The organism is Microcoleus sp. FACHB-SPT15, assembly GCF_014849525.1.
Taxonomy (GTDB): Bacteria; Cyanobacteriota; Cyanobacteriia; order Cyanobacteriales; family Coleofasciculaceae; genus Symplocastrum; species Symplocastrum torsivum.
In genome coordinates, this window is sequence record NZ_JACJNU010000036.1 from 59,130 (window position 1) to 85,729 (window position 26,600).

General features: G+C 45.7%; 21 protein-coding genes. 7 read left to right on the forward strand and 14 right to left on the reverse strand.

Annotated features, from left to right (window positions below; genetic code table 11):
- Window positions 1-97 precede the first annotated feature (97 nt).
- From psaD to H6F98_RS12435, 6 genes are all read right to left on the reverse strand, one after another.
- Complete coding sequence (gene psaD / locus H6F98_RS12410) at window positions 98-526, reverse strand: photosystem I reaction center subunit II PsaD (RefSeq protein ID WP_192218997.1); 429 nt, start codon at window positions 524-526, stop codon at window positions 98-100.
- A 144-nt stretch (window positions 527-670) separates the two neighbouring features.
- Entirely contained in the window at window positions 671-2,929 is a 2,259-nt protein-coding gene (locus H6F98_RS12415; RefSeq protein ID WP_192218998.1) for a DICT sensory domain-containing protein, read from the reverse strand.
- An 801-nt stretch (window positions 2,930-3,730) separates the two neighbouring features.
- Window positions 3,731-5,065, reverse strand: coding sequence for a hypothetical protein (locus H6F98_RS12420; RefSeq protein ID WP_192218999.1), 1,335 nt, complete (start codon window positions 5,063-5,065; stop codon window positions 3,731-3,733).
- Between the two features lie 143 nt (window positions 5,066-5,208).
- On the reverse strand, window positions 5,209-5,838 hold the full coding sequence (locus H6F98_RS12425) for a LysE family translocator (protein ID WP_192219000.1): 630 nt from the start codon (window positions 5,836-5,838) through the stop codon (window positions 5,209-5,211).
- A 35-nt stretch (window positions 5,839-5,873) separates the two neighbouring features.
- The gene (locus tag H6F98_RS12430) at window positions 5,874-6,503 is read right to left on the reverse strand and encodes a LysE family translocator (RefSeq protein ID WP_192219001.1); all 630 of its coding nucleotides are present in this window, start codon (window positions 6,501-6,503) and stop codon (window positions 5,874-5,876) included.
- A 251-nt stretch (window positions 6,504-6,754) separates the two neighbouring features.
- Window positions 6,755-8,293 (reverse strand): sodium:alanine symporter family protein, encoded by a 1,539-nt coding sequence (locus H6F98_RS12435; protein WP_192219045.1) that lies wholly within the window; start codon window positions 8,291-8,293, stop codon window positions 6,755-6,757.
- Window positions 8,294-8,743: 450 nt separating this feature from the next.
- Here H6F98_RS12435 and H6F98_RS12440 point away from each other — a divergent pair, with 450 nt between their 5' ends.
- Both H6F98_RS12440 and H6F98_RS12445 read left to right on the forward strand, forming a co-directional pair.
- Entirely contained in the window at window positions 8,744-9,538 is a 795-nt protein-coding gene (locus tag H6F98_RS12440; protein WP_192219002.1) for an SDR family oxidoreductase, read from the forward strand.
- A gap of 92 nt (window positions 9,539-9,630) precedes the next feature.
- Entirely contained in the window at window positions 9,631-10,116 is a 486-nt protein-coding gene (locus tag H6F98_RS12445) for a DUF2243 domain-containing protein (RefSeq protein ID WP_192219003.1), read from the forward strand.
- A 142-nt stretch (window positions 10,117-10,258) separates the two neighbouring features.
- Here the strand turns inward: H6F98_RS12445 and H6F98_RS12450 are convergent, their stop codons facing one another.
- From H6F98_RS12450 to H6F98_RS12465, 4 genes are all read right to left on the reverse strand, one after another.
- The gene (locus H6F98_RS12450; RefSeq protein WP_192219004.1) at window positions 10,259-11,641 is read right to left on the reverse strand and encodes a calcium-binding protein; all 1,383 of its coding nucleotides are present in this window, start codon (window positions 11,639-11,641) and stop codon (window positions 10,259-10,261) included.
- A 182-nt stretch (window positions 11,642-11,823) separates the two neighbouring features.
- Window positions 11,824-12,981, reverse strand: coding sequence for a HAMP domain-containing sensor histidine kinase (locus tag H6F98_RS12455; RefSeq protein ID WP_192219005.1), 1,158 nt, complete (start codon window positions 12,979-12,981; stop codon window positions 11,824-11,826).
- On the reverse strand, window positions 12,974-13,162 hold the full coding sequence (locus tag H6F98_RS12460; RefSeq protein WP_192219006.1) for a hypothetical protein: 189 nt from the start codon (window positions 13,160-13,162) through the stop codon (window positions 12,974-12,976). The genes H6F98_RS12455 and H6F98_RS12460 overlap by 8 nt, the downstream gene beginning before the upstream one ends.
- A 133-nt stretch (window positions 13,163-13,295) precedes the next feature.
- Entirely contained in the window at window positions 13,296-14,405 is a 1,110-nt protein-coding gene (locus H6F98_RS12465) for an ABC transporter ATP-binding protein (protein ID WP_192219007.1), read from the reverse strand.
- 821 nt (window positions 14,406-15,226) lie between these two features.
- On the opposite strand from H6F98_RS12465, the gene nirB reads away from it, so the two are divergent.
- From nirB to H6F98_RS12485, 4 genes are all read left to right on the forward strand, one after another.
- Window positions 15,227-17,770 carry a nitrite reductase large subunit NirB gene (gene nirB, locus H6F98_RS12470; protein ID WP_192219008.1) on the forward strand — a complete coding sequence of 848 codons (2,544 nt, stop codon included), beginning with the start codon at window positions 15,227-15,229 and terminating at the stop codon, window positions 17,768-17,770.
- A 23-nt stretch (window positions 17,771-17,793) separates the two neighbouring features.
- The gene (gene nirD / locus H6F98_RS12475) at window positions 17,794-18,159 is read left to right on the forward strand and encodes a nitrite reductase small subunit NirD (RefSeq protein ID WP_192219009.1); all 366 of its coding nucleotides are present in this window, start codon (window positions 17,794-17,796) and stop codon (window positions 18,157-18,159) included.
- A 190-nt stretch (window positions 18,160-18,349) separates the two neighbouring features.
- Complete coding sequence (locus tag H6F98_RS12480; RefSeq protein WP_192219010.1) at window positions 18,350-19,477, forward strand: leucine-rich repeat domain-containing protein; 1,128 nt, start codon at window positions 18,350-18,352, stop codon at window positions 19,475-19,477.
- A gap of 116 nt (window positions 19,478-19,593) precedes the next feature.
- Window positions 19,594-20,064 carry a GUN4 domain-containing protein gene (locus H6F98_RS12485; protein ID WP_192219011.1) on the forward strand — a complete coding sequence of 157 codons (471 nt, stop codon included), beginning with the start codon at window positions 19,594-19,596 and terminating at the stop codon, window positions 20,062-20,064.
- A 339-nt stretch (window positions 20,065-20,403) separates the two neighbouring features.
- On the opposite strand, the gene H6F98_RS12490 is transcribed toward H6F98_RS12485, so the two are convergent.
- The gene (locus H6F98_RS12490) at window positions 20,404-21,240 is read right to left on the reverse strand and encodes a DUF6174 domain-containing protein (protein WP_192219012.1); all 837 of its coding nucleotides are present in this window, start codon (window positions 21,238-21,240) and stop codon (window positions 20,404-20,406) included.
- A 625-nt stretch (window positions 21,241-21,865) separates the two neighbouring features.
- On the opposite strand from H6F98_RS12490, the gene H6F98_RS12495 reads away from it, so the two are divergent.
- Window positions 21,866-23,032, forward strand: coding sequence for an AI-2E family transporter (locus tag H6F98_RS12495; protein WP_192219046.1), 1,167 nt, complete (start codon window positions 21,866-21,868; stop codon window positions 23,030-23,032).
- A 66-nt stretch (window positions 23,033-23,098) separates the two neighbouring features.
- Here H6F98_RS12495 and H6F98_RS12500 read toward each other — a convergent pair whose 3' ends face one another.
- The 3 genes from H6F98_RS12500 to H6F98_RS12510 form a co-directional block, all read right to left on the reverse strand.
- Window positions 23,099-24,067: an isopenicillin N synthase family oxygenase gene (locus tag H6F98_RS12500; RefSeq protein WP_192219013.1), complete on the reverse strand. Its 969-nt coding sequence runs from the start codon at window positions 24,065-24,067 to the stop codon at window positions 23,099-23,101.
- Between the two features lie 38 nt (window positions 24,068-24,105).
- Window positions 24,106-25,311: an RNA-guided endonuclease TnpB family protein gene (locus H6F98_RS12505; protein WP_192219014.1), complete on the reverse strand. Its 1,206-nt coding sequence runs from the start codon at window positions 25,309-25,311 to the stop codon at window positions 24,106-24,108.
- Window positions 25,312-25,511: 200 nt separating this feature from the next.
- Entirely contained in the window at window positions 25,512-26,600 is a 1,089-nt protein-coding gene (locus H6F98_RS12510) for a HAMP domain-containing sensor histidine kinase (protein ID WP_192219015.1), read from the reverse strand.

A 26,600-nucleotide genomic window follows, 5' to 3' on the forward strand; every position in this document is an offset into this window, starting at 1 on the left:
TTAGGGCTAGAGGGAATAGAGATAGAGGCTATTCACCATAATCTCTCAATTCTTCCTCTGTCCCCAGTCCCTAGTCCCCAGTTCCTAGTCCCTCAGATTAGACGATATCGTAGGGTTTCTGCCCACTGAACTTGACCGTAGCTGGTTCTACATTGCTACCGATATTACGGTCTCTCTTGCCGACGTAAGGACGTCCTGGATTGACCTTCTCAGGGAAAACGCCATCGTTAGGATGCAGATACTGGATTTCACCGTTGGGGTAAATCCGGTAAATCTTGTAGTTGTTGATTTTGAATTTCGCCCGCAGTTGCTGACCGCCTAAGGCGATGCAGTATTCTTTGCGAGCCAAATACAGCAAGTTGTCACCTTGACGCATTGTAGCCGCGCCACCAGTCGGCAATTCAAATACTTGCTCTTTGGGGCTAGTCCAGGTGATTGCGTACTTTTCTTCCACTTTGGCTTTGGTCAGCAATCCGCCAGTACCGCCACCGAAGAGAGGAGCTTGTCCAGTAAGGGTGTCTACCATACTATTTTTTTCCACCTTATTAAGGGCATTTAGGGAATGCTATCACCGAGGTCATACCTGTCTTGCGACTCTGTCAAGAACTGTAACAGTTCGTTGGTTGGTTGTTGGTTGTTTGTACCAGAGAACTGATGAATTATCTAGGCTTTAGCTTTTTGGCTGTAGTCCGTTGTCGGTTTCTGACTGATTTTTGGCGGCTGAGCGTTTGTTACGAGGTGTGGCTCTTTGAATGCTGGGTGTTGAGGGCTTAGATTCTACGGGACGGGGGCTAATTGGGACAGTGAAGTGAAATTGACTGCCTTGGTCTTTGCCAGCGGAGTCTGCCCAAATTTCACCGCCCCAACCTTTGACAATCTGACGACAAATTGCCAAACCCAGACCTGTCCCACCAGCGGTTCGTCGCAGCGCCCCTTCTTCCTGATAGAAACGGTCAAAGACAGCTTCCAGTCGATTGGGTTCAATGCCACGACCTGTATCTGATACAGTAACTTCTAACATTGAACCACCGTTGGATTTTGTGGCAATCGTGATTTGCCCTTGAGGGCTGGTAAATTTGCAAGCATTGTCCAGAAGCTTAGCTAGAGCTTCGACAAGCCATTCACCATCTGCTCGGACAAGAGGGAGATCTTCTGGCACTTGTGTCGTAATTTGTGGTCGCTCCTCTTCAGATCGGCGAGCGCGGATATTGCTCAGAGCAAGGTCGATACACTCTTGGAGAGAAAGGGGTTCGGGGTGCCATTCCACACGACCGCTTTCTAAGCGGGAGAGGGTAAGGAAGTCTTGAACCAGCTTCCGCATCCGTTCAGCGTCAGCAAGAGCAGTGTTGAGCATTACCTGACGTAATTCTGGAGACATATCAGGTTCAGTGGCAAGACTTTCTAAGCAAACCTGAATGGTAGAGAGAGGCGTGCGGAGTTCATGACCAGTGATAGCGACTAAATTGCTACGAGTACGGTCAAGGGCTTCTAGCTGCTGGTTTAAGTCTTCGAGGTTAGCATAGGCTTCGGCTTGAATCAGGGCGACGCCGACTTGAGTTGCGATCGCTTCTACAAGTGACAATTCATCTTCTTTCCAGCGATAAGGCGTTATCCCACAATGATGTAACTCCACCATTCCAAGCAACTGACCCTGATACAGCACAGGTACCATCAGAAGCGATCGCACGGAGAACTGTCGTACCAGATTTTTGAGCGAGGATGACGAATCGCGACTTTCACTAGATCGTTCTGCTAACTCCTCTGAAGCCGATTTGCTTCCCTGCCCAGAGCGCTGTCGGCGCATACTTCGCTGACGTGGTAGTTCTGCTTCACGCGACTCTGTACTTGATAACGTGGTGCTATCAGAATTTTCTCCTTGGAGTTCACCCTTCGGCTTTGGTAATTCTTGAGTACCGTTAAGGCATAGTTCTGCCTGTGTATTTTCTACATAAATCGATTCCCGACGCTGTACAACAGATTGAAATAGGTGATTATCTTGCAACGACCAAGTTTGTCCTAACGCAGGAGCAAGAGATATTTCACCACTATCCCCAGTTTTGAGAAATTCATGGGTAATCGTCGCCACAGCATCTGTTGCCTTACAGCGATAAATCAGACAACGACACGATTCGAGCGCCTGTCCCAATTCCCGCACCGCGACTTCAAGAATTTCATCAGGATTTAGGCTACGGCGAATTGCCGCCGTGATTGAGTTCACCAAGCGCTCTTTCTGTTCTTGAGCGGAGATTGAGCGATAAGCCTTGAGCAATTTGTACTGTCCCGCTTGTAAGTAAGTCACCAGACGTTGGACAAAGGGGTCGGGATTAGGAGCATCTTGTCGCGATGGCGAAGCAATTTCTCGCCTGAGTGACAAATCTCCTACATACAGGGATTTTGCTTGTGCAATCTTGGTAGCCAGTTCAGGTCGATAAGCCTCAATGCGAGTTAATAGTAAATCAGCCGCTTTCCTGCTAACGTTCCGATCAAATGTCCAAATTCCCTCAAAGCGGCGAGATGGGTCCATCTCCATATTTGTGCTGTCTGTGGGTGCGAATCGTTCCCGGCAAATCAAGCAGTTGGCGTACTGTTGCCCAATTACGACTAAATGCCACTCCTGAGAGAGGGCATCTCCAGGCTCAAAGGCAACCGTCTCGTAATACTCGGAGCTATTCTTAAAGTCAGCATCCGGTGCTGCCAGTACATAGACTTGAGAGGTTTGTTGGGCAATTCGTCGATATCGGTGTGCTTCTTGACGATAGAAGCGCTCTCGCTGGAAACTGGCAATCACCAAAGGCTGCTCCGCTCCCGCTAAGACTTGATCTTCCATAGCATGGGACAGTGCAGTCAAAGAAGACTTGAAATAAACTTGCTGCCGCAGGTGGGGCATGGCTTCCAGTAAGTCAGCCAGCACGGAAGTCGTGATGATCATCAATCAGTTTTTTTTACTTTGTCCAGGCATATCGACGCGATTCGGCACCTATTATCTAGGTGACGAGGTTTTTCATAATGATCGGGTTACTTCATTCGCATCAGTTTGTAAGTGAGGGAGTGCGTGTTAGCTAATCGGTTGTCCGTCGAGAGCGCTTGCGCCTATTCGACTACAGCCGGATTTACTAACGCTTTTCGAGTATCAGCACAAGCTCAGCAGATTTGCGCTGTAGACGCGGCTAACGTCTTTAGCACCAGTACCTCGCCTTGCCACGACTAACAGGCTTAGTGTGCTAGCCATTATAGTTGGGTCGTAGAAATCGCCCTTAGTAGTGCAGATTTTGCTAACTGCTCTATCAACTTATCGTACAAAATAAAGGATGATTCCCCGCTAGCTTGTTCACAACGGTTTGTAACTGCTACAAAAAATTAACGTAGGTTATGTAATTGGCGCTTAAGAGCCAAGATAGGCATTATTCATCACTTGTGTACAGAGCAACGACAATCTTGAACCCCTCCTGGTAAGGAAAGAAACGCAAAAAGATTTCGTTTCAGATCAAATACTTAACATTCTTTAACTTAATTGGCTTGAATCACTTATAGCAGGAAGCCGTCAGCTATCAACTATCAGCTTTTTTGTTTTCCTTACTCCCTAAGCAAGTTTCATACACCTCCCGCTGTACCTCATCCAACAGGGTTGCGATCGCACTTTTTCTACACCCATAACAGAAATCCCGCTTGCGAGAAGCGGGGGACTAGTAGTAACGATGAAATTAATTATCCAGTCGTGCTGAACGCTTTTTTAGCCTGGGTTTTTAGGAGGCTGAGACTGAAGTTGATTAAGTTTGTTTTGTGCTGATAGCAGCAAATTTTGAGCTTTCAGATAAGCAGTTGTGCCATTTTGAACATTTTCTAGTTCATCGATAATGCTCTGTAGCTGGCTGATGTTGCGGTTGTGATCCAGATATTGGGCATTAGCTTGTAATGTCTGAATTTGCGATTGTGCTTGTTGTAGAACAGCTACAGAATTCTGCTCAGACTGCTGTCGTATCCGTACTTGCCCTAAGTTTGTGTTGTACTGGGCTAGCAATCGTTGTGCCTCAGCATAGCCTGTTAGGTCATCTGAGGGAATCTGTTCAAGCCGAGCAATTGCTTGCTGCCATAACTTTTCCACTTGTTCCCACTCTGCAACAGTATGGGGTGGATTTTGACCTGCTTTAGCTGCTTGCCAAGAAAACTGTTGCGCCCCTAGAATTAGCGTACTCATGCGCTCGTTCCCAGCAGCAAGTCCAACAACTTCTTGAAAATCACGTTGGTAGCTTTCCAATTTGGCTTGTGTCGTTTTTCCTGCCAAAGTGGAGCCAGGAACTTGCTTGAGTTGGTCGATTGCTGAACGCCAAGATGCGATCGCAATTTGTTTATCGGTTGGTGTTACTGCCTGTTGATACTGCTGTTTGGCTTTATTCAGAGCAAGTTCACTGTCTGTGAGCAACGTCTGGGCATTCTTTTCTTGAAATACTTTAGCTTCTAGTTGCCCAACCTTAGTACGGGCGGAATTAAATCCGTAGATACTAAACCGCGAGTCATACCACCAATATCTATATTCGGGCAAATCGTTCAAAAACCCGATCGGCAGAGCATCGAGATGTTTTTGTGCCTCTTTGACCTTTTTGGCTCCCATATCCAAGTCGGCTGGACTAGTGGGGTTGTCAATTAGTTGTTGGGCTTGTTGAACCGATGCGATCACTTGCCGGAAGTTCTCGTCTAGACTCATATAGCTAGGTACCAGCAAAATTGGCGCAGTCCGTGCCACTGGGCGACGAATCACTGGATAAGGCAGGTTTGCTACCCAAACCGCACCGACAGGAATCCCAAGTAGTACCGTTGCCCAAATAAGTTTGCTAAATATACGGGGTTTCGCTTTTACAGGTTGGGCTTGCGGTTGCTTGTGAGGGTAAGTGGCATAGTACTTTGCCTCTGCTTCTTTTTCCAGCTCAGCGAGTGATTTTGGTTTCTGGGGTGGTGCTGGCGACTTCAGCACGACTGGCTGTGTACTCTTGATAGAGGGGTCAATTCCAGAGGTAGTATGAGTATTTCGGCGCAGGAATTTGAAGGGTAGAGAGTTAAAGCCAACCATAAAATATACCAAACATCAATGTAAGTATTCCCTTTAGTAGATGCGTTCTAACACCTTCAGTTTATTGAGCGGTGGGAATTGCTACGTGTTGATTTGGTGAAGGATTACTTGTTGATTTGGTAAAGACAATCAGCCGTTATCTGTTACTTGCGCTCAGGAAGGGCAATGCTAGTGCCAAGTGCTACAAACACACTGCCTGTAAACCATTGCTGGAATTGCGAGAAGCGAGGGCGGGTTTGGAGCCAGTCACCGAAGGAACTGGATAATAAGGCAACTGTTGTGTTTACGATTGTCCCTGTCGTACTAAACAAAGCTCCTAAAACAGCAATCTGCAAAGCTACTGAACCTTGTGAAGGGTTGGCAAACTGAGGTAAGAAGGCGATGAAGAAAAGGGCGACTTTCGGGTTGAGGACGCTAGTTGCGATCGCTTGTGAAAAAATCCGCCTCAGACTAGCATCGGTGAGCGTTGTTAAAGAGTTATTGTGTTTATTCCTCAAAATCATCCGAACGCCCAGGTAGATTAAATACGCAGCACCCACATACTTCACCACACTGTAGGCAATCGCTGAAGACATTAACAGCGCTGAAAGTCCAAGTGCAGCCGCCAACGTATGTACTAAGTTACCGACACCAATTCCGATTGCTGAGACAACACCTGCTTTGCGCCCTTGTCCTAGGCTACGTGTGGTGACGTACAACATATTCGGTCCCGGTGTCACATTTAACGTCAAGGCAGCAATCATAAAAACTGCTAGGGCGGTTGTATCTGTCATGGTTTTCTACATCAGCTTAGATGTGTAGGAGCTTACTACTTGCGTTCAGGAAGGGCAATGCTAGTGCCAAGTGCAACGAACACACTGCCAGTGAACCATTGCTGGAATTGCGAGAAACGAGGGCGGGTTTGGAGCCAGTCACCGAAGGAACCAGATAATAAGGCAACGGTTGTATTCACGATTGTCCCTGTTGTACTAAACAAAGCTCCTAAAACAGCAATCTGCAAAGCTACTGAACCTTGTGAAGGGTTGGCAAATTGTGGCAAAAAGGCAATGAAGAAAATTGCTACTTTCGGGTTGAGGATACTAGTTGCGATCGCTTGTGAAAAAATCCGCCTCAGACTGGCGTTCGCAAGTGTTGCTAAGGATTGATTGCGTTTCTGACTCAAAATCATCCGAACGCCCAGGTAGATTAAATACGCAGCACCCAGGTACTTCACCACACTGTAAGCAATCGCTGAAGACATTAACAGCGCTGAAAGTCCAACAGCAGCAGCTAGAGTATGCACTAAGGCACCAATACCAATCCCAATAGCCGAAACAACACCTGCTTTGCGCCCTTGTCCAAGACTACGGGCAATGACATAGAGCATATCTGGGCCCGGAGTCACATTTAAAGTTAAGGCAGCAATCAAAAACAGAGTTAGGGAGGTTGTATCAGGCATGGTTTTTCCTACTGGCAATAAGAAGATTGGCGTTGCCTAATCATGTAATAAATTGTCTTCTGTAGGAGCGCTGGGTCTTGCGCCCTCAGGATTATTCACATCTATGCAAGAGGTTTATTGTAGGGACGTATGGCATACGCCCCTAAGTTTTACGCATTAACGTGCGATGCCAAAAGAGCGATATCTCGTTTTGAATGAGTGCTGAGATAGAGCGATCGCAAATTATTGAACAACTAGCAAAACGTCTAGTTTTATTTAGGCTGCATCTCACGCTTTTGAGCTTGGCTGGCTTCGTAAGTCATCATTATGCCAGTGTTGAGACGAGTTAGATAGTCATCAAGAGCCGTAGCAACCTTCCCAGATAACAGGTAGCAACCGAGTAGGTTTGGAAAAGCCATCGCTAGAATCATCATGTCTCCAAAGTCGAGTATGGATTGGAGGTTTACTATCGCGCCGATGAAGACAAAGATGACATAGATAACTTGGTAAACCTTTAGAGTCCGTTCCCCAAACAAGTACGCCCAAGCCCGTTCGCCATAATAGCCCCAAGAAATAATCGTGGAGAAGGCAAACAGGAATACTGCCAGTCCCAAAATAACGGGAAACCAGGGGATACCAGTAGAAAAAGCCTCAAACGTCATCTGTATACCATCCGGCGTGCCACTTCCCCTGTTAGCGTATACACCCGTAGTGATAATGACTAACGCTGTCATATTGCTAACAACGATTGTGTCGATGAAGGGTTCAAGCAGAGCAACGATTCCCTCGCGAATTGGCTCATCGGTACGAGCGGCAGCATGGGCAATTGGGGCTGAACCAACACCTGCCTCATTATCGAAAGCCGCACGTCTAACGCCTTGCACAAGAACACCAATAAAACCCCCTGTAATTGCAGCTTGTGGAGAGAAGGCTTCTCTAAAGATAGTTGCGATCGCGGCTGGAATCGCAGTGAAATTTGTTATTAGAATCCAAACTGCTGCTACAAAGTAAATTACGCACATTGAAGGGATAAGAAAACCTGCGACTGCACCAATCCGACGAATACCGCCAATGATTACTAGCCCAGTTAGGAGGGCAAGAATTAGACCATAGAGCCAGCTAAGATTTTCAACAGCAGGTACGGCGTAGGCAAGTCCAGCAAAGGACTGGTTTGCCTGAAACATATTGCCCCCACCGAATGCGCCACCGATGCAAAAGAGAGCAAAGACACCTGCCAAAACTCTGCCAAGAGGACGCAATCCCTTCTCTGCCAAACCCCGTGAGAGGTAGTGCATGGGGCCACCTGAAATGCTACCGTCTTGTCTCACAATTCGGTACATCTGACCCAAAGTACACTCCGCAAACTTACTCGACATACCGAGGAAACCAACGATTGTCATCCAGAGGACAGCACCAGGGCCACCTAACTGAATTGCGATCGCAACTCCAGCAATGTTTCCCAGTCCAACTGTTGCTGAAAGCGCTGCGGCTAATGCCTGAAAATGGCTGACTTCTCCAGGTTCATCAGGGTTGTCATAGTGTCCTCGCACAACATCAAGGGCATGACGGAAAGCGCGGATATTCACAAACTTCATTCTTAAGGTGAAGAAAATCGCACCCACCAGCAGCCACAGCACCACCAAAGGCATACCAGCGATGTCGAAGAAGATAATTTTTTCCAGCGCTGCCACGATGGCAGCAAACACGGCATCTATTGCACCGAGAAACCCACCAGGGGCAGTGGCTTCAGCCGCTAGAGCTGTTCCAGGCAAAGCAAGCACCAGCACAAGAGCAAGCCAAGCGCGTCTCATCTGTTTCATCTGTTTTGAATGGATAGTTTAATTCTTATTAATTAATATAAAACTATACAGTTTCATGAATAAACTTTGTTGTTAAAAATACTTTCTCCTCTTTTTAAATAGGCACAAAAATTTAATTTCAATTCCTAGGATTTAAGCATAGAAAGGGCTTTAGGCTTTGAATTTTCTTTTCATTCAATCACGGCACACTTAATTTATACCGAAAGAAATAGGATTAGTCTATCTAAAGAAATAGCAAAATATTTAAGTTTTTTGACATTATCAAGGTAGCACAAGTGTTCATGCAAATGAAGATTTGGCTAGTCTGAATAAAATACCAAAACGAAAAAACTTGCAGTTCTAAACATCATTACAAGGTCTACGCAGCGTTAACTAATGCTTCGTTGATTTCATGCAAGTTCAGAGTATATAAAGCAAGCAAAAAAACTAGTAGTAAGTAGCATGGCAACAGCTTTAATAACGGGTGCCTCTGCTGGAATTGGTGCAGTCTTTGCCCAAGAACTAGCTGCCCGTCAAACGAATCTTGTTTTAGTAGCACGCTCAGAAGCCAAACTTCAACAGCTAGCTCAACAGTTGCAGGAGCAATACAAGATTCAAGTAGACTTTTTAATCCAAGACCTTACAGAAGCAACGGCGGCAACAGATGTATTCGATGCCGTCACTGAGAAGGGACTGACAATTGACTTGCTAATAAACAATGCAGGTTTTGGTGAGTATGGCTCCTTTGCAGAACTGGATGGGGAGCAGCAACTCAAGATGATTCAGCTAAATATCCTCGCTTCAGTAGCTCTAACACACAAATTTTTGCCAGGAATGCGGCAACGCCGTAATGGTGGCATTATCAATATGTCCTCAGTTGCAGCGTTTCAACCAATGCCTTACTTTTCGGTCTACGCTGCTACTAAAGCTTTTGTTCTCAGTTTTAGCGAGGCACTAGCGGCAGAAAACAAAAGCTATGGAGTCCATGTCCTCGCCGTTTGTCCTGGCCCAACGGATACAAATTTTTTCCAAGAAGCTGATTTTCCCTCAATGTTGGCAGATGTGGCGGCTCAGAACTATACTCCTTCAGAAGTGGTGGTGCGTGAAGCGCTTAAAGGTTTGGAAAACAAGCAGACTACAGTTGTGCCTGGGGCGCTGGGAAATCAATTGATTGCGAATTTACCCCGGTTTTTGCCGCGAGAAGGTGTGCTGAGCCTATGGAAAAATATTTTAGGAGCCTCGGAACGTAAGAAGTAAAGATTCCCTAACTCTAACGAGCGGTGGAAGCAGCTACCTATTAGTTATGCGAACCTGATCGTCAGTATCACAAAGCAGGGGTGAGGTTCTGTATGGAGTCTAAGATTGAGCAACGTAATCACAGTGGATTATTGGTTGCTGCTGGTATCTTGATTGGTGCAGGTCTTTTGGCAGGATTTGTTGATGGCATCTTGCTGCACGAAATCCTCCAATGGCATCACATGGTAACAAGCGTTCGACCTGCAACGAATCTAACTAATTTAGAAGCGAACACATTAGCGGATGGTCTTTTTCATTTAGGAACTTGGACGCTAACGGTTATTGGCGGTGTGTTGCTGTGGCGTGCAGGTGGACGTGATGACGTACCTTGGTCACCTAAAATCTTTGGCGGGTCTTTACTCTTCGGTGCTGGGTTATTTAACTTTATTGAAGGTATTGTTGACCATCAAATTCTAGGAATTCATCACGTTAAACCAGGCCCCAATCAGTTGGCTTGGGATGTTGGCTTTCTGATTTTCGGTGCAGGACTTGCGTTAGTGGGTTGGATTTTATTGCGAAGTGGACAAAAGGAAAGCTAGAGACGTGCCAACAGCGCTTCGCGAATCTTACGGTAAACACGTCTTTGAGAATTCTGGAATCAATAGTTAGTGTTCCCTATGCTTTGTAGAGACGTTCCGGCGGAACGTCTCTCTACGACTTTGGTTTGGTGCTGGGAGTACGTCAAGAGAGAAGGTAAATACTAGTGTTGGTTAGGGCAAGTTCTGTCGATAAAGTAACTACTTGCACCTGTTCAGTTGCACCTGTACCATCCGCATCAAAGAACAAACCACCTGTCGTGTTGTCGTAGATGAAGCGAGTTGTGGTGTCGGCTGCACTTGTACCAAGAGAAAACTGATTTTCGGGAAGCACGGAACCACTGACTAGTTCGCCACCAAAACCACTAGCAGAGAAACCAAGACGATCAACACCTACCTGGAAATCAGTAATGGTGTCTAGCCCTATGTTATTGATACTCAAGAACAAGAAGCGGTCACGTCCAGCTCCACCCGTCAGTGTGTCATCATCGAAACCACCGACGATGCGATCGCGTCCTGCACCACCATCAATAGTATCGTTATCATTACCGCCATACAAAAGATCTACGCCACCGTTGCCAATGATGGTGTCATCGCCATCTAAACCGTAGGCAAAATTGTCTAAATCGTCACCAAGCAGATAATTATCTTGAGACGGGTCTAGAGTATTGAGAATCTCAGCTACTCCAAGCACAAAAGATATTCCACTTTGTCGAAATTCCTCAGTTCCTGCCCTTGTTGTTAATGCCGTTGCTAATTCTGGATTGTTAGCACCGACAGCCGCCAGAAATTCTGCGTAATCAGAGTCATTATAGTAACCAAAGCTTGGGCTATTTAATTCCTCAATAGAAATCTCCTGCTGAGTAAATCCTAGTGGAGGATTGGTTAAAAGGTCTTTTGGTTCTACATGCTTAGAAGAAGCAGAAAGGGGATCGATTTGAGGGTCTCTAAATGACTGGAGAAAGACTGTTCCTGGCAGAAACGCATCCCCAGCTAAGCTCACATAGTCTCCACTAACAACATAGTGAGTTATTTGTATCGTCGTGCTGCTTGGGTCAAAAGTATCAGCAGTTACTTGGTCAATTCCTGTTGAATTGAAAGTAACAGCTTCTCCAATCAAGTTGGAAAATGCAGCGGCTGCCCGTTGTGTCAATGCCCCACCCAAGCTATGACCCGTAACATCAGGAAGCAAACCGTTTGGGTTTTTAGTAGTATCTTGACTGATTTGTGCCAACCAATTGCCAATCTCCTCCTGATTGGCTTCAAATTGGTCAAAACCTACGCCCTCTGAATCTATATCAGCGCTATAGTCAACGACAGATTCCGTACCCCGAAAGACTAGAACAGGTGGGTTATCTGGATTGAGCGAGACTAGCCCCCAAGCTTGTAAATCAGTTACTACGTCATCGAAGACTGTATCAATGGTGTAGCCTGTAGCACTGAGGAAATCGACAACTAAATCGTCTGTTGGGGAGGAATAAACGATTGACTTGGAAAGAACTTCATAAACAGGGTCTTGTACACTCATAAATCAGCCTTTATCAAAAAGTAATGCTATCAAGAGTGGAGGTATGCCGTAACGAGTTACCTCCAACTAACATTTGACATATTTATGAGTAGTACTCTTTCTATCGCTCAATAGGCTCATCCGTTTGGACGATTCTCTTGTTAAGCCTATCAACCCCATCAGAAGGTTCAAACTCCCTCTGACTAGAGAGATAAAGCCTTTACATTTTTGCTGCTTAAGGGCAGGATTACAGTAAACGTCGTGTTAACTTCTTCAACGCTATCGACCGTAATCTGACCTCCGTGCAAGTCCACACATTTTTTAACGATCGCTAATCCTAACCCAGTACCAGGAATCGCACCAACGTTACTAGCGCGATGGAACGAATCAAATAATCTTGGTAGGTCTTCTGCTGGAATACCAATGCCAGAGTTTTTTATCCTCAAAGTAGCGTCCCCTCCAATACATTCCAGATCGAACCGAACCGTACTACCTCTAGGGGAATACTTAATAGCATTTGATAGGAGATTAGTAAGAATTTGTCGTAGCAATCTTTCATCAAGACTTGCGTTGGTACAGTTGCCTTGGCTGTGGAAGATGAGAGTAATCTCGTTCGTCACACTTAGAAGTTGCATCTGTTCCACCAGTTCCCGGCAGAATCCTTCTAAATCCAAAGGCACAGGGTTAAATTCGAGTTTGTCTGCCTCAGCTTTACCAATAAACAGTACATCACTAACAAGATCACTCAGGTGTTTGGTACTTGCTTGAATTCGCTGGAGATGAGTGAGTTTTTTTTCCTGTGTCCATTTGTGGCTGTAATGTTCAAGTAATTCAGCAGAAGACTGGATGGTAGTTAGTGGGGTACGGTACTCGTGAGAAATCGTGGCAACGAGGCGGGATTTTAGCGAACTAAGTTCTTTTTCTCTTTCCAATGCCTGCTCTAGCTCGGATGTACGCTCTCTAACTCGATTTTCTAGATCTTTATTCATTTGTGCCATAGCAATAGCACGTTGACGCAAGGCGTTCTCTGCCTTTATCCGTGCTGCGTTGAGGTAGCTAACCAGCAACGCTGTTGATGTAAACACAGCTAGCACTAAGATATCAGCCGTAGCATAGCTCAGCGCAAAGTAAGGAGCCAGAAAAAAGTAGTTTATACACGAGACAGACAAAATAGTAGCCACTACACCTGGTCTAAAACCGCCATACCAAGAGCTGAGCATCACGGCAGCAAAAAACAACACGCCAGGGGTCTTGTGTAATAGCGGATATAGTAGCAGCGTTAACAGCAGCGCCAGAGTAACCATCGCTACAGCAAAACCGTAGCGCAACTGCCAAATGTACTTTCTGTTGTCGTTACTCATCAAGTTGATTATCAGCAAGCGTTGATTCAATGTTTTGCCGTACTTGGTGGGTATGAGCTACCCACTTAGCTGTTTCTCGATTCTTGTTAAAGCTCCCGTAGGAGAGTGCATTGATAGCAACCAGAACCGCTGTGGCTAAGCCAAATCCGACTAGACTTTTCTTCTCAAGAGAAATTTTCATAGGACGTATTGTTTCGTGCAACGTTCCACCTCGCCAGTAAAACTGCTGTATCACTTGCTAAACTAGCGGAACTTTGCGGCGCTCGGATTCGTATATTTACGGAAATTAAAACTGAACGTGAGGACGACGTTAATCAAGGATACAGGACGTTACCCGTATTGGGGTCAAAGACAAATAGCTTGTCGAGGTCAAGTTGAACGCTAATGCGATCGCCTGGATGTCCACGCCAATTTGCAGGTGATTGGACATTTAAAACGATATCCGAGGCAATGAGATTGCTACGAACCAATGTCTCGCGCCCTAGTGGTTCTACCACACTCACCTCTAGCTCTAGCTGATTATTCTTTGTGTCCTCAGTGCTTTCACGGTCAATTAATCCGATAATTTCTAGATGTTCTGGGCGGATTCCTAAATCAATGGTTTGTGCCGGGGTAAGTTGCAACTGAGTTTGAAGGGCGATTGGACAAGGCAACACTTGACCACTCACTTGAAAAACGTCACCTGTGTAGGTTGCAGGAAAAACATTCATCGGTGGATTGCCCAAGAAGGTGGCTACCATTCGGTTTGCAGGTTTGGCATAGATGTCTTGAGGTTCACCGATTTGTTGAATCCGACCGCGATTGAGTACCACAATTTGATCAGCGAGTGTCATTGCCTCTACCTGATCGTGAGTAACGTAGATGGTGGTGATGCCGACACGCTGATGCAACTGTTTTAATTCTGCTCTAGTACCGTCCCGTAACTGGGCATCTAGATTGGATAGGGGTTCATCGAGTAAGAAAACTTTGGGTTCACGCGCGATCGCTCTTCCTAATGCGACTCGTTGCTGTTGCCCTCCAGATAGTTGCTTGGGTTTACGATCTAGCAAGTGGGAGATATCAAGCGATCGCGCCACAGTTTCCACTCGTTCTTTAATCGTCGTCGAGTCAGCTTTCCGCATTCGTAGCCCAAAAGATAGATTATCCGCTACCGTCATGTGAGGGTAGAGGGCATAATTCTGAAACACCATCGCCACATCTCGCTGCCGCGCTGGGACACCATTCACTAAAGCATCTCCAATGTAGAGATTGCCATCTGTTGCGGATTCCAAACCAGCAATCATCCGCAGAATCGTTGACTTGCCGCAACCCGATGGGCCAACTAAAACCCAAAATTGCCCATCCGGCACCTCAAAGGTAATGCCCTCAATCGCGGTGACATCTTCAAACTTGCGGGTAATCCCTTCTAAGCGAACGTTTGCCATTTGTAGCTATCAGTAATGGGGTGGGTGAGATGCAGTATTCGCTTTAGAGCGATCGCATAAAAAATAGCTTAGACGACAACAAAAACGCCGTCTAAGCCATATTCACACAAGTAATATTCTTTTACCTCTTTTGAAAAACATCAACATTAAGCAAGCCAATTGGTAACAAGCTGTTCCAAGTTCAGGCTTTTTGTTTACCTCCTTTACCTAATTTCAGTACTTTTATTGGTACAGTGAATGAGGTTGCGTTCTTGACGAAAGTTACGCGAAAATTCAATTAAAAAAGGTTGACTGGCTTCCCTCACTGTGTTTATTGAAGCGAGGTAGAGAAGGTGTCGAATTAAACTAAAGAATAGGAATTTGCAGCCTTATGCCAGAAAACTGACTAAGTATTCCCCCTCGCGATCGCTGCGAAAAGCGAGGGATAATCTACAGAGCAACATTACTCATAAAAGCTATGAGGGCTGCTATTAAAGATGGGTAGCATATAAACTTGTCAGGATGACGCACTGCTCTAGGATGCGGCTGTTGAAGCCTTCCTCTCACCACAAGCTGTAACTGGAAGTGCTGTTCGCGAGTCCTTAGTCTTAGGATACTACACTTTTTAGTACAACTGTATTGATCAAAAATAGAAAAAGCCGAACCTAGAGGTACGGCGATGACTATAGCACTCTAATTAATGTCCACTAATGCAGAAAACAAATGGGGATCAAGCAGCTATTGCATTGATCTCAATATTGTGTAGCTAAATTTACTAAACACCTCTAGAAACTCTTATAGGAATTGTTTAGATAACTGAGGCATAGGATTTATAGAGGTTTATGACAGCCAAAAAAAATCTCATTGTGATTGGCAACGGCATGGTAGGACACAAGTTCTTAGAACTAATGATTGCTAAAGGAGCAACTGAGCAATGGAACTTGATTACCTTCTGTGAAGAACCGCGTGTTGCCTACGATCGCGTTAACCTCAGTGGCTACTTTTCTGGTAAAACAGCAGCAGATTTATCGTTAGTTGAGCCGGGATTATATCAAGAGAATGGTGTTCAGATTCATATCGGTGATAAAGCTGTTGCTGTTAATCGAGACCAAAAAACAGTCACATCAGCCAATGATTTAACAGTTACCTACGACAAGATTGTCCTAGCAACGGGCTCCTATCCCTTTGTGCCAGCGATTAAGGGGAATGACGCTACAGGTACCTTTGTCTACCGGACAATTGACGATCTAGAGGCGATGTCGGCATACGCTAAAAATTGTAAGGTTGGTGTGGTTGTTGGGGGTGGTTTACTCGGTTTAGAATGTGCGAATGCTCTCAAAAGTATGGGATTGCAAACCCATGTCGTTGAATTTGCTCCACGACTGATGCCAGTGCAAATTGATGAGGCGGGTGGAACGATTCTTCGTAAGAAAATCGAAGAACTTGGAGTTACGATTCATACTAGCAAATCAACGACCGAAATTGTTAGCGGAAATGGCAAAGTTGCCAAGATGAAGTTTGCGGATGGTTCTGAGTTAGAAACAGACATGATTGTCTTTTCTGCCGGAATTCGTCCCCGTGATGAAATTGCTAGAGGCTGTGGGTTAGAAGTCGGGGAACGCGGTGGGATTGTCATCAATGATTATTGCGAAACGTCCGATCCAGATATTTATGCGATCGGTGAATGCGCCCTGTACCAGAATCGCATCTATGGCTTAGTCGCTCCTGGTTATACGATGGCAGGAGTAGTGGCAGATGTCTTGAATAAAATCACCACTAGCAGCTTTACTGGCGCAGATATGTCCACCAAACTCAAACTTTTGGGAGTGGATGTTGCTAGTTTCGGGGATAACTTTGCTAAGACTCCAGGTGCTAGAGAAATTGCGATTAGCGATACCGTTCAGGGTATTTACAAAAAGCTGGTTCTGAATGAGGATGGTAGCCGTCTGCTTGGTGGAATCTTAGTCGGAGATGCTTCGGCATACGGCACGCTATTGCAGTTTGTACAAAATGCGATCGCCTTACCACCCCATCCAGAGGATTTACTGTTGCCACCACGGGAAGGTAAAGCGGCTACGGTTGGCATGGGAGTAGAAAGCCTACCGGATACTGCTCAGATTTGCTCCTGCAATAATGTCAGTAAAGAGCAGATTTGTACAGCTATCCAAGAGAACAACTTCACTGATGTTGCTAGTGTTAAAAAATGCACGAAAGCCGGGACAGGTTGCGGCGGTTGTGTGCCACTGGTAACCGATTTACTCAAGTATGAGATGAAGAAAGCGGGGATAGAGGTGAATAATCATCTCTGTGAACACTTCGCCTATTCCCGTCAAGAACTTTATCATTTGGTGCGAACTCAAAAAATCCAGACGTTTGATGAGTTAATTCAAAAACATGGTCAAGGTAAAGGTTGCGAAATCTGTAAGCCGGCTGTAGCTTCGATTCTTGCCTCTACTTGGAATGAGCATATTTTGGAGACACCTCATGTTAGTCTTCAGGATACCAATGATTACTACTTAGCTAACATTCAGCGTGATGGTACTTATTCGGTAGTGCCACGAGTTCCAGGTGGCGAAATTACGCCCGATAAACTGATTGTCTTAGGAGAAGTTGCCAAAGAATTTGGACTTTACACCAAAATTACAGGCGGACAACGAATTGATTTATTTGGGGCGCGAGTTGATCAATTACCCCAAATTTGGAAGCGATTGATAGACGCTGGATTTGAATCGGGTCATGCTTATGGTAAGGCACTTCGCACGGTGAAATCCTGTGTGGGTAGTACCTGGTGTCGCTTTGGAGTGCAGGACTCTACCAGTTTGGCGATTGAGTTAGAACTACGTTATCGCGGTTTGCGATCGCCTCACAAACTAAAATCGGCTGTATCGGGTTGCACCCGCGAGTGTGCCGAAGCACAGAGTAAGGATTTTGGGATAATCGCCACTGAAAAGGGCTGGAATTTGTATGTGTGTGGCAATGGTGGCATGAAGCCGCAACACGCGATACTGCTAGCCGAGGATATTGACAAAGAAACCTTGCTCAAATATTTGGATCGGTTCCTGATGTTCTATATCCGCACGGCAAATCGCCTGGAACGCACAGCAACTTGGTTCAATAAACTTGAAGGGGGAATTGATTACCTCAAGCAGGTGATTATTCACGATTCCCTTGGAATTGATGCTGAATTGGAAGCAGAGATGGCACACCTTGTCAGCACCTATCAATGTGAATGGAAAGCGACAATTGAAGACCCAGAAAAAGTACAGCGCTTCCGACATTTTGTGAATTCTGATGAGTCCGATCCAAGTCTTGTGCAGGTAGAGGAACGGGGGCAAAAACGCCCAGCTTACGAACACGAGAAAGCATTGGTTGGGCTTTCACAATAACAAATAATTAAGAGGAAAAAGCAATGGTTCAAGCATTAGTTCGTGAAACAAACGCAACCTGGGTCGATATTTGCTCACTTGAAGCGATCGCACCGAATACAGGAGTTTGTGCATTGGTTGAAGGTCAACAGGTGGCGATTTTCCGAGTAGGAACAGAGGATGAGGTTTTTGCCCTTAGTAATTACGACCCATTTAGCAAGGCGTTTGTTTTATCGAGGGGAATTGTAGGCGATCGCAATGGTATCCCGAAAGTCGCTTCCCCAATTTACAAGCAAAACTTCAACCTGATTACTGGAGAATGCCTGGATGATGAAACAGTGAGCCTCCCTACTTATAACGTTAGGGTTGTTGAAGGTAGAGTGCAAGTAGCCGCAGGTGAGGTGGAGTAAACTCAGACGCGAATAACTGTGCAATGCGTCCTTAGGAACCCGTTATCACAAAGATAGCGGGTTTTTCAATGAATACCTAATCTGAAAATATTGGGGATGTGGACTTTCGCCAAAAAGCTACACTTGACCCAAAGATACTGAGCGGGTGTGAGTGCTGTGACGAACAAGTACACATTTATGAGGTTTCCCGATGACAAACGCAGAACTGCTCGACATTATTGAACAAGCAGCCAAGGATGGGGTAACCTCCCTTAACCTCTCAGAAAAGAAACTGACGACGCTGCCAGCAGAACTCGGAAATCTTTCCAATCTGACGGAGCTATTCCTTGACAGCAATCAACTGACAGCACTGCCAGTAGAAATCGGGAATCTCACTAATCTGACAGAGCTATCCCTCTACACCAATCAACTAACGGCGCTACCAGCAGAAATCGGGAATCTCACTAATCTGATAGAGCTAAACCTCGGCAGCAATCAACTGACAGCATTGCCAAAAGAATTGAGTAGTCTCACTAATCTGACATGGCTAAACCTCCACGACAATCAACTGACAGCGCTGCCAGCAGAAATCAGTCAGCTCACCAATCTGGCATGGTTATCCCTTAGCAATAATCAACTAACGGTGCTATCAGCAGAAATCAGTCAGCTCACTAATCTGGCATGGCTATCCCTCAGCAGCAATCAACTGACGGCGCTCCCTCCCGAAATTGGGAATCTTACTAATCTGACAGAGCTAAACCTTAGCAACAATCAACTGACAGTGTTGCCACCTCAAATTGGGAATCTCACCAATCTGACATGGCTAAACCTCCATGACAATCAACTGACCGCGCTGCCACCTGAAATCGGTAGTCTCACCAATCTGAAATGGCTAAACCTCTACGACAATCAACTGACGGCGCTGCCAGGAGAAATCCTTCAGCTGACCAAGCTAATATGGCTATCCCTGAACAATAATCAACTAACGGTGCTGCCACCAGAAATCCTTCAGCTTACCAATTTGATAAGGCTATCCTTCCGCAGCAATCAACTGACGGCGCTTCCTCCCGAAATTGGGAATCTCACCAATCTGACACACCTAGCCCTCTGCGACAATCAACTGACGGCGCTACCAAATGAATTTGGGAATCTTACTAATCTCACACAGTTCTCCCTCTGCGACAATCAACTGACGGCGCTGCCAGATGAAATCGCTAATCTCACCAATCTGACAGAGCTATGCCTCGATGGCAATCCACTAACTTCGCCGCCCCCTGAGATTGTCGAGCAAGGAACGCAGGCAATTTTGGCATATCTTCGAGAGCATAGGAAAAGTTGATGCTGGCTATCGTTTCTTGTCAGAGAAGCTCGTACCCCTCATGGATAATTGCTGCTGCCCTGAAATTGGGTAAGCTGTTGAAGTGTGCTAAAAATCTTGGGACTGAGGGATAGCGGATGTCCGAAGTTGAACTATTGTCTGATGTCGGTGCTAACTACAATCTGCTGCGTGACTTGCTGGCAGCCAGTAAGTGGAAAGAAGCTGATGAGGAAACGCGAGAAATCATGGTCAAGGTTGTCGGTCGAGAAGGCATTGGCTGGCTAAATGAGGAATCGATCAACAAATTACCCTGCACTGACTTACGTACTGTTGATCGGCTCTGGGTAGAATACTCAAAAGGTCACTTCGGCTTTAGTGTGCAAAAGCACATCTACGAGGACGTTGCAAGAGACTGGGAAAAAATGGGCGATCGCGTCGGTTGGCGTGAGAATGGGAAGTGGTTGAGCATATCATCACTCACTTATGATCTTGATGCTCCCATAGGTCACCTGCCTGGAGCTGGGGCATGGGTCACATCTTTAGTCTGGGGGCTGTGGTCACGAAGTGCAGAAAGTTTCTATACCCGCCTGGATAGTTGTGACTTGTGAAGCAGTTTTCTAATCAGTACCTAACTTGGTAGTTTGGCTAGCCGAGGATAATGAAACGGATGATTTATAAACCTGTAAAAGAATTTCTGTAGGGGCACAAGGCTTGTGCCCTTTGGTTCTGCTTCCAACGGATAGGTGGATGGGCGTATGCCATACGCCCCTACAAAAAAATCATCCTTACTCCTTGGGTTCCATCACCAAGCGACTCAACTTCCCCACTAATTTTTGAGCAAACCCTCAACAGTAATGCGTTCCCAAGCAACAGAACCTCTAGGAGTCCAATAGTTGCTTAAAGATGCAATCATCCCATTGTTTTACAAATCCCATCCTACTGACTTTCTATCGAATCACTTGCAGATTCTCAATGGTAAGATATATTTCTTCATCAGCCATCTGAGCGTCTTTATCAATGTTAATTTGGGTTGGGTAGCCTAGAGTACGGTGGTAGGTAATCTGCATACTAGCTGCCTTATTCGCGATCGCATTTTGTACGATATTAAAAAGCTTTGGAACAGAATTGTACTGTCTGAAGTACTCCTGATTCACTGGCTTTCCGGTATTCGCAGCAGTGATCGACGTGACTCTGTTATTACGAACTTCAACAACCACAGGTTGAGTAACTTCAGGTGTACAGAAGCAACTTACTCGTAGCGTGTAGCGGTAACTGGAGATGTTTTGATTTCTCCATAATTGTCTGTGTTGCTGTAACTGCGCGACATTTAATCTGTAATTAACTGGTGTTTCTCCCTCACCCAACACAGCTAAATCAGCTCGTGCATCAGAAAGGCGTTTTGTTCCACTGCATAACCCAGTTTTTAATTGAGCGTCCTCCTCAGAAGCATAAACAAGATACTCCTGACCTTCTTGAAACGAATACCCACAACTAGCACTAGAATCAGACGTCGTTACAACAAGCCGTCGCTCAGTGTTTCCCTTCCAAACTTCTGAAACTTCAAACGTTACCTTGACCCCATTTAAAAAATTTGGATCTTCATTGCGTCTACCAGGGCGTCGCTCAGCCGGACTCTGCTCAGTAACATCAACAACTCGTCCAGAAAAAACTGCCTCAGAATTTTGAAGACTCTGTTGAGGCGTCGTTGGAAGACAACTACAGGCACTTGCCGCATTTGCACTTAAAACGAACAAGCTCGTAGCAATAACTAATATCTTTTTCATGGCTCACACCTCAGAATAATTTTGCCGAATTGTAGTTAATCTTCACAGTTTGTTGAGTTCATTGAAACTGTAACTTACCCAACTCTGCTCAAATCACTGACCTAAAGTTATGAGCAAAAGTTCCACAATTTTAATCCGTTACAGATTGTGTTACAGCCATAATTGATGAGCTTTCAAATGGTAATAATGAATTATTATTTCCGGGTAAAAGGAAGCAGAAGCGCTTAATTAGAATTCGCGTTCACTGCTGACTTATCTGGAAAATTCCTTGCGTCAAAACTCCAAGCAACCCAGGTACTTGCATATGACACGCATCGCCTTTCCTCAAAAGCCTCAACCTCGCCAAGCATTTCGTATAGTTTTCTAGTTAATGCGGCTCGCGATCGCGTAAAGTCATTGTTTGAAAAAACCAAACCAGAAACCCTAATAAATTGCCTGTTGGGTTAGGGAAAAGGGCGACACGCCAATCTGTCCCCTTCTCAACCGGGGTAACTTACTTTTTCGTGCCCTTGTGCCTTGTGCCATGCTTGACCCAACAGGAAAATCAATAGCTCATAATGGTGATTGTACTTATCCTGCAAGTAACTGCCGTTTGGGGTGTGGATTGCTGAATAAAAAAACCTCAATAAACCCGATCTTTTCACCTGTCCAACAGTTTTTGATCACTTGGCTGCTGATCTTAGTGACGGGTTGGATTACAGTGAGTGCGTTGAGTTACGTTGGTGAACTCATTAGTATTTTGCTGACGGCATCTCTGATTGCCTTTTTGCTCAACTATCCTGTTGCAGTGGTTCAACGTGTTTTACCTCGGAGTGTCGCTGCCGGACTCGTCTATCTTGTCGCTGGCTTCGTCGTTGTAATCCTTGCCCTGACGCTGGTACCGCCAGTGTTTAACCAAGGACGGCAACTAGTGACTAATTTACCCACTTTATTGGAAGAAGGTCAGCAGCAGTTAGCTAGCTTCCAAACTTGGAGTGTGGAACACAATTTGCCCTTTGATGTCCGGATTCTTGCCTCTCAACTCTTGGCACGAGTGCAAACCCAGGCAGAAGCGATCGCATCTACGGGTTTAGGCTTGGTGGTAGGTACCTTTAACTGGTTTTTGGACTTAATTTTAGTTTTAGTCATTGCCTTTTATATGCTCATCGATGGTGAGCGAGTTTGGCGGGGAATGACGGGGATTTTTTCCCAAAAAATCCGAGATGGCTTAACTCAATCACTGCAACGTAATCTACAACGGTTTGTTACAGGTCAGCTTTTGTTGGGTTTATTCATGGCGGCTACCCTCTCGCTTGCCTTTTGGCTGTTAAAAGTGCCGTTTTTCCTACTGTTTGCCGTCTTTATTGGGTTGATGGAGGTAATCCCATTTATTGGTGCAACCTTGGGGATTGCAACAGTCGTGACTATCGTAGCCTTTATTGATTGGTGGCTGGCGCTGGAAGTATTGGGAGTTGCGATCGCATTACAACAAGTCAAAGATAATTTGATTGCTCCGCGTATTATGGGCAATTTGACAGGTTTATCACCTGTAGTTATCTTTGTCTCTCTACTTCTAGGCGCTAAATTAGGTGGATTATTGGGTGTGATTTTGGCAATTCCCCTAACTGGTGTGGTCAAGAGTCTGACAGAGATTGTTCTCGACCCAACGCTGCCCCCTCAAACCGGAGCATTCTTTCACAACCCTCTCCTTACCAGGAATAATTTTAAGTCTGCACTCTCTTCAGATTCTGCTGCTGAGGCAGATGGGAGGACGGAGACTAAGGTAGCAGGAGTAGGAAGTCGGCAAACTTAGGGAGGAAAAACACTTGGGCTATCAACGGTAAATCACCCAGGAAGTAAACGCGATCGCTTCTGTGTTTCACTGGGAATAAGAGACTTGCAAGCGACTCAGTAAATAGTCACCTGCTGATATTGGGGGATAAAGTGGAGGATGATTGGGTTCTTTGCAACTCTCAAGACAACTAATTTCTGTATCGTCGTTCGGATGGCAGAAAAATGCGATTGAATAACGAGAACGCTGTACTTGCTCATCTGAGCGAATCAAGACTCGATGCGGAGTGGAACAGAAAACATGGTTTGTCCAGCGCTGCATCAAATCCCCCGTATTGACGATGATTGTACCCGGAATGTACGGCGCAGTAATCCATTCCCCCTGTGCTGTACAAACTTCCAACCCTCCAACTTCATCCTGAAATAGTAGGGTGAAACTTCCATAATCAGAATGTTCACCTGCACGGATTTGTCCGAGTTTCGGGGCTTGGTTTAAGCGTGGGTAGTGAAGCAAGCGGAGTGTATGATTTTGATGAGTATGCCTGTCTAAGAAAAAAGACTCAGGTAGGTGAAGCGCGATCGCAAAAGCTTGACAGATTCGATTAGCGGCTTCAGTGCAAGCTTGATAAAACTCTAAAACGATTTGGCGAAAATCATCTTGTCCTGTCGGCCATTGATTCAAAATCAGAGAACTTTTATCCTCTAGATTACGTCCATCAGGATTAACCTCCTTGCCAACATTAAAAGCTTCTTTTAAATCTCCCGGTTTATCCGGTGCAAGGCGTTCTCGTTCAATACCCACATAGCCACGATTGCTAATTTCATCAGACCAAGCGAGTTGATTTTTTACGGCTAAGGGCAGGTCGAAAAACTGCTTAGTTCGAGAAAAAATTTGGTCAAGTAGGGTTGCAGAAATCCCTGGATTTTTTAGGTACATGAACCCAATTTCATGACAAGCCTGATAAATTTGATTAGCAATGGCTTGTTGCTGAGTAATGTCGCCTTTAATAAAGGGTTCAAAATTGATGATAGGTATTTTAGTTGGAATTGTAGACATGGTGAGCCTCTCATGAACTACTGCCAGTGCCTTGCGGCTCAGGCAGTTTCCGACTTCAACGGGGAATGCCTCAAGACAGACTTGCGCCCAGCTTTCGGTCTTACTTCCCCTCCATCAGCAGAGATGGACGTTCCATCCACCTGTAGCATTCTGATCCCTTCCGCTCTAATATTCGTTGCGGCGTTACCGTCCCGGTCGTGACGAGTATTGCAGTGAGGACAAGTCCACTGCCTCACGTCTAAGGGCAGCTCGTCAATTTGGTAGTAACAATTAGAACAGAGCTTAGAACTGGGAAACCAGCGGTCAATCTCGACCAACACTCCACCTTTCTTCTCTAGTTTGTAGGCTAAGAAGTTGGTAAACATTCCCCATCCTGCGTCAGATATTGCCTTGGCTAGATTGTGATTACGAACCATGCCCTTGACATGAAGATTCTCTACTACGACAACTTGGTTCTCATTGACGAGCTTCCGTGAAAGCTTATGTAGAAAATCCGCTCTTGAGTTACCGACTCGTTCGTAAACTCTAGCGACAACCGAGCTATATTTGTGCCTTGAATTACTCCCTTTTTGTTTTCTGGCTAATTTTTGCTGTTTGCGCTTGAGGTTTTTCTCATGCTGCCTCAAGTGTCTAGGATTCTCATATTTAGACACCTTATTGCCATCGCTAGTCACTGCAAAATGCTTGATTCCGAGGTCAGCACCAATTACCCTACCTTCAACTGAAGGAGTGGGATTCTCACCTTCCACCTCAGTCAAGATAGACGCATAATACTTTCCTGATGGGTCTTTGCTAATGGTGACCGTCTTGATTGTCCCCTCAATAGACCTGTGAATCTTAGCTTTTACTGTGCCTACCTTTCCCGGCAACTTGACAGCACCATCAATTACCTGAACATTCTGAGGGTACTGGATAGACTGTTTGCCGTGCTTATTCTTGAATCGGGGAAATCTCGCACGACCATCAAAGAAGTTTTTGTAGGCTGTGGTCAGGTTGAGAGTGACCGCCTGTAAGACTTGGCTATAACACTCACCCAGCCATGCAGTCCCCTCGTCTTTTTTGAGCTTTGGCAAAAGTGCATTGAGTGCTGAGCGTCCCAAGCCCTTACCTGTATCTCGGTAAGTCTCAATGGACTTGTTGAGTCCGTAGTTCCACCACCAACGCGCACAGCCGAAGTGCTGAGCTAACCGCATTTCTTGCTCTGACGTTGGGTATAAGCGAACTTTTACGGCTCTATGCAACACTCAACTTACCTCCTACTCCTAATCTTACCATCTATTATGATTAGGGATAAAACTAAATTGAGGAACTTGGAAACCTCCGTTCCTCCGGTTCCGAGAGCTTTCATCCCCCAGTCGTTTCACGTCAGGGGGATTTCCCGCAGGCTCTTGTTAACAAAATTCTCATCAAGCATCCTGAGCGGCGATCTGCCCAAAAAGCTTGCTTATTTGCCAATCGGCAAAATTACGGTGAACGTTGTCCCAACATTAACCTCACTACTCACTGAGATCGTTCCACCCGCTTGCTCAACCACCTGTTTCACAATTGCCAACCCTAAGCCAGTTCCAGGAATCTTACCGACATTGCTGGCACGGTAGAAGGATTCAAACAACCGTACTTGATCGGTTGGAGAAATGCCAATGCCCTCATCCTGCACTTGAAAGATTGCCACCTCTGCTTGACACTGGAATTTAAGCCGAACGGTGCTTTGGGGGGCTGAATATTTGATCGCGTTAGATAGTAGATTCGTCAGAACCTGTCGTAGTAGTGCTTCATTGACGCGAACCGTAAAGCATTCATCTTCACAGTCAACCTGAAAAGTGTGATTGCTTCCCATGCCGACTTTAATTTCTTCAATCAATTTGCGGCAGAACGGTTCGATCGCCAGCACCGTAGCATTATCAGCTAATGCACTCGTTTCAACTTTGCCAAACGCCAGGACATCATCGAGTAAAGCCGTCATGGATTTAACCGCCGCTTGAATCCGTTGGGAAAAGTCGGTTCGCCGTTCGGATGGCAAGTCGTGCTGCTCTAACAGGCGAGTAAATCCAGAAATGATATTGAGCGGATTGCGAAATTCATGAGAAACCATTGAGACGAAACGAGATTTTAGTTCTTTGAGTTCGCGTTCTTGCTCCAGTGCAGCTTGAAGCTTAAGGGAAAGCCGTCGCGATCGCAGCAGCATTTCCACCCGTGCCTGCAACTCTAACTTTTCGATCGGTTTGCTAATGAGTTCATCAACGGTTTGCCAGAGATGTCGCGTCAACAGTTTGACATCAGAATGGAGTGTAATCAGCAGGACGGGCAAAAATACAGGCTGCTCTGCCTGTTTTCTTGCCTGTACCCATTCCCATGAATGATGCAAGGCTGGACCATCTAGAATGCACAGGTCAAACGGTTCGTTTAGCAGTGGGACGGCTTTACCTGCTTGCACCGCAGATTCTCCTACCACCACCTCGTAAGATCGTCCAAGCCACTCTGCTAGGATGCGGCGGTTTTCCGTCTGCTCAATAAAGATCAAAATTCGGTTCAT

Coding starts and splice junctions, on each gene's coding strand:
- H6F98_RS12440 (WP_192219002.1), top strand. CDS start 8,744: ATGGCAACAGCTTTAATAACGGGTGCCTCTGCTGGAATTGGTGCAGTC.
- H6F98_RS12450 (WP_192219004.1), bottom strand. CDS start 11,641: ATGAGTGTACAAGACCCTGTTTATGAAGTTCTTTCCAAGTCAATCGTT.
- H6F98_RS12485 (WP_192219011.1), top strand. CDS start 19,594: ATGTCCGAAGTTGAACTATTGTCTGATGTCGGTGCTAACTACAATCTG.
- H6F98_RS12415 (WP_192218998.1), bottom strand. CDS start 2,929: ATGATCATCACGACTTCCGTGCTGGCTGACTTACTGGAAGCCATGCCC.
- H6F98_RS12430 (WP_192219001.1), bottom strand. CDS start 6,503: ATGCCTGATACAACCTCCCTAACTCTGTTTTTGATTGCTGCCTTAACT.
- H6F98_RS12510 (WP_192219015.1), bottom strand. CDS start 26,600: ATGAACCGAATTTTGATCTTTATTGAGCAGACGGAAAACCGCCGCATC.
- H6F98_RS12420 (WP_192218999.1), bottom strand. CDS start 5,065: ATGGTTGGCTTTAACTCTCTACCCTTCAAATTCCTGCGCCGAAATACT.
- H6F98_RS12480 (WP_192219010.1), top strand. CDS start 18,350: ATGACAAACGCAGAACTGCTCGACATTATTGAACAAGCAGCCAAGGAT.
- psaD (WP_192218997.1), bottom strand. CDS start 526: ATGGTAGACACCCTTACTGGACAAGCTCCTCTCTTCGGTGGCGGTACT.
- H6F98_RS12435 (WP_192219045.1), bottom strand. CDS start 8,293: ATGAGACGCGCTTGGCTTGCTCTTGTGCTGGTGCTTGCTTTGCCTGGA.
- nirB (WP_192219008.1), top strand. CDS start 15,227: ATGACAGCCAAAAAAAATCTCATTGTGATTGGCAACGGCATGGTAGGA.
- H6F98_RS12425 (WP_192219000.1), bottom strand. CDS start 5,838: ATGACAGATACAACCGCCCTAGCAGTTTTTATGATTGCTGCCTTGACG.
- nirD (WP_192219009.1), top strand. CDS start 17,794: ATGGTTCAAGCATTAGTTCGTGAAACAAACGCAACCTGGGTCGATATT.
- H6F98_RS12445 (WP_192219003.1), top strand. CDS start 9,631: ATGGAGTCTAAGATTGAGCAACGTAATCACAGTGGATTATTGGTTGCT.
- H6F98_RS12460 (WP_192219006.1), bottom strand. CDS start 13,162: ATGAAAATTTCTCTTGAGAAGAAAAGTCTAGTCGGATTTGGCTTAGCC.
- H6F98_RS12490 (WP_192219012.1), bottom strand. CDS start 21,240: ATGAAAAAGATATTAGTTATTGCTACGAGCTTGTTCGTTTTAAGTGCA.
- H6F98_RS12500 (WP_192219013.1), bottom strand. CDS start 24,067: ATGTCTACAATTCCAACTAAAATACCTATCATCAATTTTGAACCCTTT.
- H6F98_RS12455 (WP_192219005.1), bottom strand. CDS start 12,981: ATGAGTAACGACAACAGAAAGTACATTTGGCAGTTGCGCTACGGTTTT.
- H6F98_RS12465 (WP_192219007.1), bottom strand. CDS start 14,405: ATGGCAAACGTTCGCTTAGAAGGGATTACCCGCAAGTTTGAAGATGTC.